Here is a 13,327-nt window from a genome sequence, read left to right as displayed (position 1 = left end):
TGAGAAAAAAGGCCCGCTCCTGCACGCCGCAGCGTACAGAAGCGGGCCGAAGCACCGAACGGGTTGTCAGAAGCGGCGCGTGATCAGCGCGCGCTTGACTTCCTGGATCGCCTTCGTGACCTCGATGCCACGCGGGCACGCGTCCGTGCAGTTGAACGTCGTGCGGCAGCGCCACACACCGTCCTTGTCGTTCAGGATCTCCAGGCGCTGCTCGCCCGCCTCGTCACGCGAGTCGAAGATGAAGCGGTGCGCGTTGACGATCGCGGCCGGACCGAAGTACTGGCCGTCGTTCCAGAAGACCGGGCAGGACGACGTGCACGCGGCGCACAGGATGCACTTGGTGGTGTCGTCGAAGCGCTCACGGTCCTCGGCGGACTGCAGACGCTCGCGCGTCGGCTCGTTGCCCTTGGTGACCAGGAACGGCATGACGTCCCGGTACGCCTGGAAGAAGGGCTCCATGTCGACCACGAGGTCCTTGAGGACCGTCAGGCCCTTGATGGCCTCGACCGTGATCGGCTTCTCGGGGTTGAGGTCCTTGATCAGGGTCTTGCAGGCGAGCCTGTTCTTGCCGTTGATCCGCATCGCGTCCGAGCCGCAGATGCCGTGCGCGCACGACCGGCGGAAGGTCAGCGTGCCGTCGACGTCCCACTTGATCTTGTGGAGGGCGTCGAGCACACGCTCCTTCGGGTCGATCTCGATCTGGAAGTCCTCCCAGACCGACGCGTCCGACAACTCGGGGTTGAAGCGGCGGATCCGCATCGTGACCGTGATGTACGGGGAGGCGGCGGAGTCCTTCTCCACCTTGTCCAGTACGGGGGTAGCCATCAGTACTTACGCTCCATCGGCTGGTAGCGGGTCTGGACGACCGGCTTGTAGTCGAGACGGACGGTCTCGGAGCCGTCCTCGCCGACCTCGCGGTACGCCATGGTGTGGCGCATGAAGTTGACGTCGTCGCGGTTGGGGTAGTCCTCGCGGTAGTGACCGCCGCGGGACTCCTTGCGCGCCAGGGCAGAGACGGCCATGACCTCGGCCAGTTCGAGCAGGTTGCCCAGCTCCATGGCCTCAAGGAGGTCCGTGTTGAAGCGCTTGCCCTTGTCCTGGATGGACACGTTCTCGTAGCGCTCGCGCAGTTCGGCGATCTTCTCGACGGCCGTCTTGATGGTCTGCTCCGTGCGGAACACCATCACGTTGGCGTCCATCGTCTCCTGGAGCTCGCGGCGCAGGTCGGCGACCCGCTCGCTGCCCGTGGAGTTGCGCAGCTTCTCGATCTGCGCGACGACGAGGGACTCCGGGTTCTCCGGAAGCTCGACGAAGTCGTGCTTGGCGGAGTACTCGGCGGCGGCGATGCCGGAGCGCTTGCCGAAGACGTTGATGTCGAGCAGCGAGTTGGTGCCGAGGCGGTTGGCGCCGTGCACCGACACGCAGGCGACCTCGCCGGCCGCGTACAGGCCCGGGACGACGGTGGTGTTGTCGCGGAGGACCTCACCCTGGACGTTCGTCGGGATGCCGCCCATGGCGTAGTGCGCGGTGGGCTGGATCGGGATCGGGTCCGTGTACGGCTCGATGCCGAGGTACGTACGGGCGAACTCGGTGATGTCCGGGAGCTTGGCGTCGAGCTGCTCCGGCGGGAGGTGCGTCAGGTCCAGGTAGACGTGGTCGCCCTCGGGACCGCAGCCGCGGCCCTCGCGGATCTCCGTGTAGATGGAGCGGGAGACGACGTCACGGGACGCGAGGTCCTTCATGACCGGCGCGTACTTCTCCATGAAGCGCTCGCCGTCCTTGTTGCGGAGGATGCCGCCCTCACCGCGGGCGCCCTCCGTGAGCAGGATGCCCATGCGCCAGATGCCCGTCGGGTGGAACTGGAAGAACTCCATGTCCTCCAGGGGCAGACCGCGGCGGAAGCAGGCGGCCTGGCCGTCACCGGTCAGGGTGTGGGCGTTGGAGGTCACCTTGAAGAACTTGCCGGTGCCGCCGGACGCGTAGATCACGGCCTTGGCCTGGAAGACGTGGATCTCGCCGGTGGCCAGCTCGTACGCGACGACGCCGGCGGACTTCTTGACGCCGTCGACCTCGGTGATCAGCTGGTCCAGGACGTAGAACTCGTTGAAGAACTCCACGCCCTCCTTGACGCAGTTCTGGTACAGCGTCTGGAGGATCATGTGGCCGGTGCGGTCCGCGGCGTAGCAGGACCGGCGGACCGGGGCCTCGCCGTGGTTGCGGGAGTGGCCGCCGAAGCGGCGCTGGTCGATGGTGCCGTTCGGGGTCCGGTTGAACGGCAGGCCCATCTTCTCCAGGTCGAGGACGGCGTCGATGGCCTCCTTCGCCAGGATCTCGGCGGCGTCCTGGTCGACCAGGTAGTCACCGCCCTTGACCGTGTCGAAGGTGTGCCACTCCCAGTTGTCCTCCTCCACGTTCGCCAGCGCGGCGGCCATGCCGCCCTGCGCTGCGCCCGTGTGGGAGCGGGTGGGGTAGAGCTTCGTCAGCACGGCGGTGCGGCTGCGCTTCGTCGACTCGATGGCGGCGCGCATGCCGGCGCCACCGGCGCCGACGATGACGGTGTCGTACTTGTGGATCTTCATGACGTGGATTACCTCAGCCCCGTGCCTAGCGGATGTTCGGGTCGAAGGTGAAGATCACCAGCGTGCCCAGAAGGATGGTGAACACCGTGGCGGTGTACAGCAGGCCCTTGAGCCACAGGCGCGTGTTGGCCCGCTCCGCGTAGTCGTTGATGACGGTACGGAGGCCGTTGGCGCCGTGCAGCATGGCCAGCCAGAGCATCAGCAGGTCCCAGACCTGCCAGAACGGGGACGCCCAGCGGCCGGCCACGAAGGCGAAGCCGATCTTGGAGACGCCGCCGTCGAGGAAGAGCTGGATCAGCAGGTGGCCGAGGACCAGGACGACGAGGACGATGCCCGAGAGGCGCATGAAGAGCCACGCGGCCATCTCGAAGTTGCCCCGGGTCGCGCGCGGGGTCTTGCCCGTGCGCTTGCGGGGGGCCTCGATGAACGGCGCGGGGTTGTCCACGTCGTACTGGGCGCCGCCCTCGACGGGGCCGATCGCGGTGGTGGAGGTGTCAGCGGACATATGCGTCAGCTCCCGAACAGTTCACGTGCGGCGTGCCCGAGGATCGGGTACAGCGAGAAGGCCATCAGCACGACCCAGATGCCCACGACGGTCCAGAGCATCTGCTTCTGGTAGCGCGGGCCCTTGGACCAGAAGTCCACGGCGATGACCCGGAGGCCGTTCAGCGCGTGGAAGAGGATGGCAGCGACGAGGCCGTACTCCAGAAGAGCGACGATCGGCGTCTTGTAGGTCGCGACGACCTCGTCGTACGCCTCGGGGGAGACGCGGACGAGAGCGGTGTCCAGCACGTGTACGAACAGGAAGAAGAAGATGAGGACGCCGGTGACTCGATGAGCCACCCAGCTCCACATTCCTTCCCGGCCGCGGTACAGCGTTCCAGCCGGCACGGAAAAACCCTCCGGGAGCGGGGATCAGGGTCGGCCGGCTTCTCTGTCGGTCTGACCCGGCCGGGTACGGTCCACCGGCCCCGGTCATCGTAGCGACGACTTGTCGGTTCGCTCGCGCGGGGTCCATCGGTGTGATCAAACAGGCACGGACGGGCTATCGCGCGGGCCGGAATCGCCGCGTTCCGGACGGAATCACGGCCCGGTGTGTCGGGGTGTGAGCGCCTCGGAGAGCCGGAAGGCCAGGCGGGCGCGGGCGAGCCGGCGCAGTTCCTCGGCGGCGATCACCCGCTCCTCCTCCGCTTCGTTGCCGAGACGTGACCGGATACCGGCCAGTACCCGGTCGAGCCGCTCCCCGGGGCTCACTCCGTCGAGGCTGATCACGAACGCGTGTCCGAAGCTGCTCTCGTACGCGGCGTGGGCGGCCCGCAGCGCGGTCCGGGCCGCCGGCGGGGCGTCCGGGTGCGGAAGGGCGGAGGACTCGGCGGCCAGGGCCTCGTCGAGATCGGTGCGGGACAGGTCGTACCCGGCCTCGTCGGCGGCGGCGAGGAGGGCGGCCACGGTCGGGTACGGGCGGTGCGCCGCCACCCGTTCGGCCCAACGGTGACTGTGGCAGCAGGAGAGGAGCAGTACCTCGGCCTCGTCGGGCGTGGCGGCGTTGAATCCGGCCAGTCCCCGGAGGGTCCCGAGGGGGGCGGAGCCCTTGTGCTGGGCGGGCACGCCGGAGGGGGCGGCGGTGGCCGGAGGGGTGGCCGTGGCGGTGGCCGAAGCGGCGGCGTCGGGGCCGGCGGGCGTGTCCGTGGAACCCGGGTTCCGGCAGGGGACATGGGTGTCGCTGGTCAGCGTGGACTCCGGTACTCCGGGACGGGTGGGGTGGACGTGACTCAACGTTATCGACGGGACGGGGGAAGTGTCCGACGGATGCGCGAATTTCACCCGGAAGGGAGAGTTTCGGAACATGTGACGGATGATCGGGTTCCGTTCCCCCGATTGGCCGGACCGCCCGCCGTACGGGAGGATTCCGAATGATGCGGTACTCCATATGGGGGCCCCACAAGGGCCCCGGACTCCTTGCAACCGCGGTGGCACTGGTCACCGTGGCGGCCTGCTCCAACAGTGCTCCCACCGGAGCCCCCACGCCCCCCACCCCCTCCGGCGGCACGTCCGCGAGCGCCGCGCCCACCAGCGCGCAGCCCAGCCCGACGCCCACGCCGAGCCGGACCTACCCGCTCTCCACCGCGCCCCGGACCGTCCCCGCCGTCCGCGACCACGAGGCCGCCCGCGGCCCCGGCTGGAAACCGACGCCGACGGCCGGGATCGTCATCGCCGCGGGAAGCGAGGGACTCGCCGACGAGGCACGGCTGCTCGCGGGAGAGCTCAAGATCGCCTACCGGGGCGCCGTCGCGGCCCGCGCGGGCGACGTCGAGCTGGCCCTCGGCGGCAAGGGCTCCCCCGAGTCGTACACGCTGACCACCCGCGACGACCGGGTCAGGATCACCGGCCCCGACCAGGCGGGCGTCTTCTACGGCACCCGCACCCTCAAGCAGTCGGTGAAGGGCTCGGGCGCGATGCCCGAGGGCACGGTCATCGACACCCCCGCGAAGCCCCAGCGCGGGCTCAACCTCGACATCGCCCGCAAGTTCTTCACCGCGGAGTGGATCGAGGCCAGGCTCCGGGAGATGGCCGACCTCAAGCTCAACCAGTTCGGTCTGCACTTCTCCGACGACCAGGGCTTCCGGATCGCCTCGGACACCCACCCCGAGATCGTCTCGGAGCAGCACCTCACCAAGGCCGAGGTGCGCCGGATCCTCGCGCTCGCGCAGACCCTGCACATCACGGTCGTGCCCGAGATCGACTCGCCCGGACACCTCGGCGCCGTCCTGCGCGCCTACCCGAACCTGCAACTCCGCAATGTCCAGGGCACCCCGCGCCAGGGCGCGATCGACATCTCCAAGCCCGCCTCCGCGCGGCTCGTGGACGAGCTGCTGCGCGAGTACGCCGCGCTCTTCCCCGGCGGCTGGTTCCACGTCGGCGCCGACGAGTACCAGGCCCTGACCGTCCGCTCCCCGGCGGCCTCCTATCCGCAGCTGGCCACGGCGGCCCGCCAGCGGTACGGGCCCCAGGCGAGCGTCCAGGACCTGGCGGAGGGCTGGCTGAACGACCGCGCGGCGGTGGTGCGCGACACGGGCAAGGTGGCGAAGGCCTGGAACGACGGCTTCTTCAGCGGCGGGGTCGTCCAGGCCGACAAGAGCATCGAGGTCGAGTACTGGACGGGCAAGGAGATCGGGGCCCGGCCGCCGGGCGAGTACCTGGCCGAGGGCCGCAAGGTCGTGAACCTCAACGACGAGTACCTCTACTACGTCCTGGGCGAGCCGAACCAGTTCACGTACCCCACGGGCCGCCGCATCTACGAACAGTGGACACCACTGGTCCTGCGCGGCACGACCCCGGTGCCGGCGCGGTACGACCCCCAGATCCTGGGCGGCCGCCTCGCGGTCTGGTGCGACCTGTCGGGCGCGCAGACGCAGGCGCAGGTGGCGAACGGCATCCGACTGCCCCTGGCGGCACTGGCCCAGAAGGTCTGGGACCCGGCGAAGCCGAGCATGACCTGGGACCAGTTCCGGGCGCTGGCGGCGAGGGTGCGCTGAGGCGCATCTGCTAGCAGATTGCTGGCCATGCGACTATTCTTGTCGCATGGCCACTCTCTACGTGCGGGACCTGTCCGAGGAAGCGCTGACCGAGCTGAAGATAAGGGCCGCCCGCAATCGGCAGTCCTTGCAGGCGTACGCACGGACCCTGCTGGAGCAGGAAGCGGCGTCGCCGTCGCTGGAGGACGTGATCGCCCGCATCGAGGGCCGGGTGACGGCGAGGCTCTCCACCGAAGACGTACTGGACGAGATCGACCGGGGAAGGCGGCGCGAGTGATCGTCGTCGACGCCGGTGCGTTGGTCATGCTCCTTTCCGACGCGGGGCCGGTCGGCGTCGCGGTGAGGGAGCGGGTGAAGGGGGAGCGGCTCCTCGCCCCCCACCTGGTGGATGTCGAGGTGACGTCCGCGCTCCTGGGCAGGCACCGCGGCGGCAAGCTGACCGACCGCGAGCTGGACGACGCCTCCACGGCGTTCGCCGAATTGCCGTTGCGGAGGTCGGAGCACCTGTTCCTGCTGCCGCGTGTGCGGGAGCTGTACGCGAACCTCAGCGCGTACGACGCCGTGTACGTGGCACTCGCCGAGGGGTACGACGTGCCGCTGGTCACGAGTGACGGCCGGATCAAGGACGGCGCTCGCGCCACCCGGGCCAAGTGTCCGGTGGAGGTCTTCAACGAGAAGACCCACGGGGCGCCGTAGGCGGCTGTCCGGCCTCTATGCAGCGCGCCGCGCCACTGGCATGATTCCGGCCGCGCAGTGACGAAAAAGCGCCCCTCGGCGCAGTAGGGGAAGTACTGCGTCCGCATCGGGTGGCGAGGAGGCGTCCATGACGTCGGGGAACGGCCGGAGCCTGCTGGAACTGATCGACGGGGCCGATGAGCGAGGTCTGGCCGCGGCCGGCCTCGCCTGTCTCGACCGCTGCCTTCCGCTGCTCGCCGGCGACCGCGGTGAGGCCCTGCGCCCCGTGTGGGCGGCCGTCGCGCGCGGCGACGGGAACGCCTGGGGCGAGGCCGTCGCCAAGGCCCGGATCGAACTGGACGTCGACGGCACGGAGGGCGCCGGGGCCGTAGTCGGACCGCTCACCGCCGGGGCCGTGACCGGACTGTCGGCCGCCGGGGCCGTACGCGGGATGCTGGTCGCCGCCCCGGACGCCTGGGCGGCCGGGGAGCTCCGCGCCTGGGCCCACGCCTGCTCCGCCGGTGCCCTCGCCCTGCACGGCCGCTACGACGCCGCCGAGGTGTCCGACGGACTCGTCGAGCGCTGCCGGGCCGGGGACGCGGACGGTGCGGGCCCGCTGCTCGCCGGGGAGCTCCGCCGCCAGCAGGCCGTCCTCGAATCGGTCGCCCACGGCCCGACCGGTCTGCGCCGGGCGCGTGAACTCTCCGTCGAGGGCGGCCGGGTGCTGCGCGCGGTCGTCTCGCGCCGGGCCCGCACCGCTTAGGGCCTGTCAGGACTCGTCGGGATCCGGCGTCTCGACCATCGCCGAGGCGATCGTCTCGGCGATCTGCCGCTCCGCCGTGGCCTTGTCGAGTCCGAGCCCGGTGAGCACGCCCGTACCGTCCTCGTGCTCCAGGAGGGCGAGCAGGATGTGCTCGGTGCCGACGTAGTTGTGGCCGAGGCGCAGGGCCTCGCGGAACGTCAGCTCCAGGACCTTCTTCGCCGCCGCGTCGTACGGGACGAGGGTGGGCGGCTCCTCGACGCCCGGCGGCAGGGTCGCGGCGGCGGCCTCGCGGACCTGGTCGAGGGTCACGCCCTGGGAGGTGATCCAGTACGCGGCGATCCCCTCCGGCTCGGCGAGCAGGCCGAGCGCCAGGTGGGAGGGGGTGATCTCGGCGTTGCCGACGGCCGTGGCCTCGTTCTGGGAGGCCATGACCACGTTCCTGGCCCGGGGGGTGAAGCGGTTGAACCCGGCGTTCGGGTCCATCTTCTCCGCGTCCGGCTCCTTGGGCACGAAGCGCTTCTGGGCCGCCTGGCGGGTCACGCCCATGCTGCGGCCGATGTCGGTCCAGGAGGCGCCGGAGCGCCGGGCCTGGTCCACGAAGTGACCGATGAGGTGGTCGGCGACATCGCCGAGGTGGTCCGCCGCGATGACCGCGCCGGTGAGCTGCTCCAGGGCGTCGGGGTGGACCTTCTTGATCGCGTCGATGAGCTCGTCGAGACGGACAGGGACTTTCGGGCCGACTGGATTCGTCATGAGTGCAACCCTAGGTTGACACCCCGTCGCTGTCAACCGTCAGTTGACAGTGGGTGGGCGCACTACGCCCCTGGCGGGCGAGAAGAGCGAAAAAGGGGAGGCCGGAGGGCCGGACATGGGAGACGACCGGGGCCGCCACCCCCCACAGGAGAGGCCCCGGTCGTCGTCCACGGAGCCGCAGCACGGCTCCGTACTCCATTCAGCGCCAGGGGTGCGTTTTCTGTCACACCGCCGCGCACCCGCGTCCGGACACCATCCACGTGCCCCTCGCGCGCCCCCGCTCGAAGGTTGCAAGTTGCACAAAGAGCCCGGACCGCGTGGACGCGATGCCGCGCCACGACGTAGCGTGCAGATGCGCGAGGCGGCGTGGCGGTGGTGACCAGCCGCGATGAGCGACGACCGGACGACGCGACCGACGAACAGGGTTTGGGGAGTGCTGGGGGACGACGCGGAGCTGACGGCCGCGGTGCTCGCTGCGCAGGACGGGGACGAGAACGCCTTCCGTACTGTGTATCGCGCCGTGCATCCACGGCTGCTCGGCTACATACGCACACTGGTCGGCGACGCGGACGCCGAGGACGTCGCCTCGGAGTCCTGGCTCCAGATCGCCCGCGACCTCGACCGCTTCGACGGCGACGCGGACCGCTTCCGGGGCTGGGCCGCCCGGATCGCCCGCAACCGCGCCCTCGACCACATACGGATGCGCGGCAGGCGGCCCGCCGCCGGCGCCGACGAGGCCGAGCTCACCGACAAGCCCGCCACGTCCGACACCGCGGGCGAAGCCCTGGAGGCCCTCGCCACCGGACACACCATGCGGCTGATCGCCCAGCTCCCGCAGGACCAGGCCGAGGCCGTCGTCCTGCGCGTCGTCGTCGGCCTCGACGCCAAGAGCGCCGCCGACACGCTGGGCAAACGCCCCGGCGCCGTACGCACCGCCGCCCACCGCGGCCTGAAGAAGCTCGCCGAACTCCTCGGCGTCGACGGCGAGACGGACGGGGCGGACGTCACCGCCGAATCCGTCGCCGCACTGGACGGTGTGCCTCCGCAACGCGGGCGCCTCCCGGGGCCCGTGCCGCCACGCGGTGTGACGCAATCACGTCCCCGTACGCAGAAGGACATGTGATGGCCGACGAGCGGTACCAGTGGCTCGACCAGGACGCCGCCGAGCGGCTGCTCCGCGGCGAGCCGGTCGACGCCGTCGGCGACCACGCGCGCGCGGGGGCCGAGCGTCTCGCCGGAGCCCTCGACGCGACCCGTGTCCACGCCCTCCCCGCGCCCGGGAGCGGCGAACTCCCCGGCGAGGCCGCCGCGCTCGCCGCCTTCCGTAAGGCCACCGCCGAGCGCGCCGCCGCGCGTGCCGACGGCCGCGCCCCCGAGACGGCCGGAGCCGCGCACGGCCGCACCCTCCACGCCGACCTCGGCCGGGTGCGGCTCGCGCCGGCCGCCGCGCCGACGCGCCGCTGGGGTCGGTCCGTACGGTACGGACTCGCCGCCGCGGTGGCCGCCGTCACCGTCGGAGGGGTCGCCGTCGCCGCTGGAACAGGTGTGCTGCCCCTGGTCGGTCCGGCACCCGCCAGCTCCGTCACGGCGGGGGAGACCGCCGGCACGCTCGTGTCGAAGGAGCCCGGAATACGCCAGGACCCCGAGGCGCCCCCGACGCTTCCGGGCACCGACGGCGAACCCGCCCCCGGCGTGTCCCCCTCCGCCGGCACCACCACCGCACCGCCGACCGGAAGTCCGGACGGACACGGCACCGCCACCCCGGGTCCCGGCTCCCCGGAGCCGGGCAGGAGCACGGCGGGCACGGGCAGGGACTCCGGCGGCACGGGAACGCCCCCCGGCGGCACGGGCGTGGCCCCGGGCGGCACGACCTCCCTGGCGAAGGCCGTCAGGGCCTGCCGGGAGTACCGGTCGGGGAGGCTCGACGCCACCGGCCGGACGCAGCTCACGAACAGCCTGCGCGGCGGTGAGACCCTGCGCCGCTACTGCGACCGCGTCCTCGGCGGCGGCACGGCCACGCCCGGCGGCGAGGCCAAGGACGACTCGAAGGACTCCTCCGGCGACGCCAAGGACGACAAGGCCGACGACAACGCCGACGACAAGGGCGCCAAGGACAGCGCCGGGGACGGCAGGCCCGAGGACGGGCGCGTCGACGAGCACGCCGGGTCGGGGAACAGTCGTACCGGGGACGCCGCCGAGGACCGTCGCGGCACCGTCCGCTCGTCCGTCTCCGCACCCCTCGGCTTCGCCGTCACCGCACGCGTCGCGCTCGCGGTGTAACACTTCTCGACGCGACGGCGCAGTATGGAGTGTGCCGACTGGTCATCGGCCGCGCAGAGAGCCGGGGTTCCCCCCGTACCTACGGCTCCGCGCACCCGGCGCGGGTGGGGCACGTTCCCCCGGTCCCACCCGCGCCCTCTCTCCTCCCCTTCCCCTCCCGGGTCACCAGTGGACGACGACCTTGTCGCCGATCTTCACCTGGTCGAAGAGGGTCGTCAGCTTCGCCCGGTCCCGGACGTTGACGCAGCCGTGCGAGGCCCCGTCGTAGCCGCGGGCCGCGAAGTCCGACGAGTAGTGCACGGCCTGGCCACGACTGAAGTACATCGAGAGCGGCATCGGCGTGTGGTACAGCCTGGACCAGTCCTGGCGGACCTTCCGCTCGACGGTGAACGTGCCCTCCCGGGTCGGGGTGTTCTCCGAGCCGAAGCGGACGTCCATCGCCGAGACGACCTTGCCGTCGATCATCCAGGCGAGGGTCCGGCTCTCCTTGCTGATGCACAGCACCCGGCCCGTCATGCACCGCGCGTCGGGGGCGTCCAGCTGGTTGGTGGTCGCCGGCTTCAGCTCGTCGGCGGTCGGCTTCCGGCTCGCCCCGAGCAGCTTCTCCCAGGTCGCCCCGTCGACCGAACCGGCCCGCGGCAGACCCTGCTTCTTCTGGAAGGCCTTGACCGAAGCGGCCGTCATCGTCCCGTAGAACCCCGTGGGGGCCCGGTCGAAGTGACCGAGCTGCCGCAGCCGCGCCTGGAGCTCACGGACCTGCTCGCTCTCGTCCCCGTCGCCCATCAGGACCGTGGACCCGGGTTCGGGCTTCGCGGTCGTCGGCGAGGCGGACGGGGCCGTCGTGGTCGGTGCGGGGGCGGCGGTCGTCGGCGCCTTCGTCGGACTCGCGGACACGGTCCCGGATCCGGCGCCACCCCCGGCGTCGGCCGCCTGGGCCGTACAGCCGGTGGCGAGGGCCACCGAGGCCGCTGCCAGTACCGCTCTGCGTATGACGGAAGAAGACCGTTTCATTGTTGCCCCCCGGGACGAGTCTGTGTACGTAGGGATGCTCCACGCGCGCGCGTGGTTGCGCGGGTGGACCATGGACCGCGCATCCTGTGAGGAAGGTCCGAGCACATCTACCGGGAGGCACAACGCATGGCGCGCGAGTCGGAGTCGGGGCTGCCCATCGAACCGGTCTACGGACCGGACGCCCTGGACGGGTGGGACCCCGCCGAGAAGCTGGGCGAGCCCGGCACGTACCCCTTCACGCGCGGCGTGTACCCGTCGATGTACACCGGCCGGCCCTGGACCATGCGCCAGTACGCGGGCTTCGGCACCGCCGTCGAGTCCAACGCCCGCTACAAGCAGCTCATCGCCAACGGCACGACGGGCCTCTCCGTCGCCTTCGACCTGCCGACGCAGATGGGCCACGACTCGGACGCGCCGATCGCCTCGGGCGAGGTCGGCAAGGTCGGCGTCGCGATCGACTCGATCGACGACATGCGGATCCTGTTCGACGGGATCCCGCTCGACAAGGTCTCCACGTCGATGACGATCAACGCGCCCGGCGCCCTCCTTCTCCTCCTCTACCAGCTCGTCGGCGAGGAGCAGGGAGTGCCGGCCGACCAGCTGACCGGCACCATCCAGAACGACGTGCTCAAGGAGTACATCGCCCGCGGCACGTACATCTTCCCGCCGAAGCCGTCGCTGCGGCTGATCGCCGACATCTTCAAGTACTGCCGGGCCGAGATCCCCAGGTGGAACACCATCTCGATCTCCGGCTACCACATGGCAGAGGCCGGGGCCTCGCCCGCGCAGGAGATCGCGTTCACCCTCGCCGACGGCATCGAGTACGTACGGACCGCCGTCGCCGCCGGTATGGACGTGGACGACTTCGCGCCCCGGCTCTCCTTCTTCTTCGTGGCCCGCACGACGATCCTGGAGGAGGTCGCGAAGTTCCGGGCGGCCCGCCGGATCTGGGCCCGGGTCATGCGGGAGGAGTTCGGCGCGACGAACCCCAAGTCGCTGATGCTCCGCTTCCACACCCAGACCGCGGGCGTGCAGCTCACCGCCCAGCAGCCCGAGGTCAACCTGGTGCGCGTCGCCGTCCAGGGCCTCGCGGCCGTCCTCGGCGGCACCCAGTCGCTGCACACCAACTCCTTCGACGAGGCCATCGCCCTGCCGACGGACAAGTCCGCCCGCCTCGCCCTGCGCACCCAGCAGGTCCTCGCGTACGAGACCGACGTCACCGCCACCGTCGACCCCTTCGCCGGCAGCTACGTCGTCGAGAAGATGACCGACGACGTCGAGGCCGCGGCCCTGGACCTGATGGCCCGGGTCGAGGACATGGGCGGCGCGGTCGGCGCGATCGAGCGCGGCTTCCAGAAGGGCGAGATCGAGCGCTCCGCGTACCGGATCGCCCAGGAGACCGACAGCGGCGAGCGGGTCGTCGTCGGCGTCAACCGCTACACGATCGACGTCGAGGAGCCCTACGAGCCGCTGCGCGTCGACCCGGCGATCGAGGCCCAGCAGGCCGAGCGCCTCGCCCGGCTGCGCGCCGAGCGCGACCAGGACGCCGTGGACGCGGCGCTCGTCGCCCTGAAGAAGGCGGCCGAGGGGACGGACAACGTCCTCTACCCGATGAAGGACGCCCTCAGGGCCCGGGCCACGGTCGGCGAGGTCTGCAACGCGCTGCGGGAGGTCTGGGGCACGTACGTTCCGACCGACGCCTTCTGATCTTCCGCGATACGAAACACACG

At 71.1% G+C, this 13,327-nt stretch carries 14 protein-coding genes; 7 read left to right on the top strand and 7 right to left on the bottom strand.

The genetic code is table 11. The annotated features are described in order from the left end of the window. Positions 1-66: 66 nt before the first annotated feature. The 5 genes from ACIRB7_RS01855 to ACIRB7_RS01835 form a co-directional block, all read right to left on the bottom strand. A complete protein-coding gene (locus ACIRB7_RS01855) occupies positions 67-825 on the bottom strand; it encodes a succinate dehydrogenase iron-sulfur subunit (protein WP_403590954.1) in 759 nt (252 codons plus the stop codon). After that, on the bottom strand, positions 825-2,579 hold the full coding sequence (sdhA, locus tag ACIRB7_RS01850; RefSeq protein ID WP_403590951.1) for a succinate dehydrogenase flavoprotein subunit: 1,755 nt from the start codon (positions 2,577-2,579) through the stop codon (positions 825-827). The genes ACIRB7_RS01855 and sdhA overlap by 1 nt, the downstream gene beginning before the upstream one ends. A gap of 25 nt (positions 2,580-2,604) precedes the next feature. Further along, positions 2,605-3,084 carry a succinate dehydrogenase hydrophobic membrane anchor subunit gene (locus tag ACIRB7_RS01845; RefSeq protein WP_351213637.1) on the bottom strand — a complete coding sequence of 160 codons (480 nt, stop codon included), beginning with the start codon at positions 3,082-3,084 and terminating at the stop codon, positions 2,605-2,607. A gap of 5 nt (positions 3,085-3,089) precedes the next feature. Then, the gene (gene sdhC, locus ACIRB7_RS01840; protein ID WP_078623754.1) at positions 3,090-3,470 is read right to left on the bottom strand and encodes a succinate dehydrogenase, cytochrome b556 subunit; all 381 of its coding nucleotides are present in this window, start codon (positions 3,468-3,470) and stop codon (positions 3,090-3,092) included. A 192-nt stretch (positions 3,471-3,662) separates the two neighbouring features. Then, entirely contained in the window at positions 3,663-4,355 is a 693-nt protein-coding gene (locus ACIRB7_RS01835) for a 2-oxo-4-hydroxy-4-carboxy-5-ureidoimidazoline decarboxylase (protein WP_403590947.1), read from the bottom strand. 137 nt (positions 4,356-4,492) lie between these two features. Here ACIRB7_RS01835 and ACIRB7_RS01830 point away from each other — a divergent pair, with 137 nt between their 5' ends. From ACIRB7_RS01830 to ACIRB7_RS01815, 4 genes are all read left to right on the top strand, one after another. Then, positions 4,493-6,115 (top strand): glycoside hydrolase family 20 protein, encoded by a 1,623-nt coding sequence (locus tag ACIRB7_RS01830; RefSeq protein ID WP_403590944.1) that lies wholly within the window; start codon positions 4,493-4,495, stop codon positions 6,113-6,115. Between the two features lie 46 nt (positions 6,116-6,161). Beyond that, positions 6,162-6,392: a FitA-like ribbon-helix-helix domain-containing protein gene (locus ACIRB7_RS01825; RefSeq protein ID WP_403590941.1), complete on the top strand. Its 231-nt coding sequence runs from the start codon at positions 6,162-6,164 to the stop codon at positions 6,390-6,392. After that, the gene (locus tag ACIRB7_RS01820) at positions 6,389-6,811 is read left to right on the top strand and encodes a type II toxin-antitoxin system VapC family toxin (protein WP_403590938.1); all 423 of its coding nucleotides are present in this window, start codon (positions 6,389-6,391) and stop codon (positions 6,809-6,811) included. Before ACIRB7_RS01825 ends, ACIRB7_RS01820 begins: the two co-directional genes overlap by 4 nt. 127 nt (positions 6,812-6,938) lie before the next feature. Beyond that, positions 6,939-7,553, top strand: a complete 615-nt coding sequence (locus ACIRB7_RS01815; protein ID WP_403590935.1) for a hypothetical protein — start codon at positions 6,939-6,941, stop codon at positions 7,551-7,553. 6 nt (positions 7,554-7,559) lie between these two features. On the opposite strand, the gene ACIRB7_RS01810 is transcribed toward ACIRB7_RS01815, so the two are convergent. Further along, positions 7,560-8,306: a Clp protease N-terminal domain-containing protein gene (locus ACIRB7_RS01810; RefSeq protein WP_403590932.1), complete on the bottom strand. Its 747-nt coding sequence runs from the start codon at positions 8,304-8,306 to the stop codon at positions 7,560-7,562. Positions 8,307-8,739: 433 nt separating this feature from the next. Between ACIRB7_RS01810 and ACIRB7_RS01805 the strand changes: the two genes are divergently transcribed. Then, positions 8,740-9,429, top strand: a complete 690-nt coding sequence (locus tag ACIRB7_RS01805) for an RNA polymerase sigma factor (RefSeq protein ID WP_403590929.1) — start codon at positions 8,740-8,742, stop codon at positions 9,427-9,429. Next, the gene (locus ACIRB7_RS01800) at positions 9,429-10,586 is read left to right on the top strand and encodes a hypothetical protein (RefSeq protein ID WP_403590926.1); all 1,158 of its coding nucleotides are present in this window, start codon (positions 9,429-9,431) and stop codon (positions 10,584-10,586) included. The genes ACIRB7_RS01805 and ACIRB7_RS01800 overlap by 1 nt, the downstream gene beginning before the upstream one ends. Before the next feature lie 162 nt (positions 10,587-10,748). On the opposite strand, the gene ACIRB7_RS01795 is transcribed toward ACIRB7_RS01800, so the two are convergent. Then, complete coding sequence (locus tag ACIRB7_RS01795) at positions 10,749-11,597, bottom strand: L,D-transpeptidase family protein (RefSeq protein ID WP_403590923.1); 849 nt, start codon at positions 11,595-11,597, stop codon at positions 10,749-10,751. 126 nt (positions 11,598-11,723) lie between these two features. Here ACIRB7_RS01795 and ACIRB7_RS01790 point away from each other — a divergent pair, with 126 nt between their 5' ends. Next, entirely contained in the window at positions 11,724-13,304 is a 1,581-nt protein-coding gene (locus ACIRB7_RS01790; RefSeq protein WP_403590920.1) for a methylmalonyl-CoA mutase, read from the top strand. Positions 13,305-13,327: the final 23 nt, after the last annotated feature.

Origin of the sequence: Streptomyces sp. NPDC093795, assembly GCF_044764665.1 — a bacterium.
Classification (GTDB): Bacteria; Actinomycetota; Actinomycetes; order Streptomycetales; family Streptomycetaceae; genus Streptomyces.
This window is presented reverse-complemented; position numbering and strand designations above follow the sequence as displayed.

Excerpts from the sequence above, each read along its gene's own strand:
- ACIRB7_RS01795 (WP_403590923.1), bottom strand. The coding sequence starts at position 11,597 with ATGAAACGGTCTTCTTCCGTCATACGCAGAGCGGTACTGGCAGCGGCC.
- ACIRB7_RS01845 (WP_351213637.1), bottom strand. The coding sequence starts at position 3,084 with ATGTCCGCTGACACCTCCACCACCGCGATCGGCCCCGTCGAGGGCGGC.
- ACIRB7_RS01790 (WP_403590920.1), top strand. The coding sequence starts at position 11,724 with ATGGCGCGCGAGTCGGAGTCGGGGCTGCCCATCGAACCGGTCTACGGA.
- ACIRB7_RS01855 (WP_403590954.1), bottom strand. The coding sequence starts at position 825 with ATGGCTACCCCCGTACTGGACAAGGTGGAGAAGGACTCCGCCGCCTCC.
- ACIRB7_RS01810 (WP_403590932.1), bottom strand. The coding sequence starts at position 8,306 with ATGACGAATCCAGTCGGCCCGAAAGTCCCTGTCCGTCTCGACGAGCTC.
- sdhA (WP_403590951.1), bottom strand. The coding sequence starts at position 2,579 with ATGAAGATCCACAAGTACGACACCGTCATCGTCGGCGCCGGTGGCGCC.
- ACIRB7_RS01825 (WP_403590941.1), top strand. The coding sequence starts at position 6,162 with ATGGCCACTCTCTACGTGCGGGACCTGTCCGAGGAAGCGCTGACCGAG.
- ACIRB7_RS01815 (WP_403590935.1), top strand. The coding sequence starts at position 6,939 with ATGACGTCGGGGAACGGCCGGAGCCTGCTGGAACTGATCGACGGGGCC.
- ACIRB7_RS01800 (WP_403590926.1), top strand. The coding sequence starts at position 9,429 with ATGGCCGACGAGCGGTACCAGTGGCTCGACCAGGACGCCGCCGAGCGG.
- ACIRB7_RS01830 (WP_403590944.1), top strand. The coding sequence starts at position 4,493 with ATGATGCGGTACTCCATATGGGGGCCCCACAAGGGCCCCGGACTCCTT.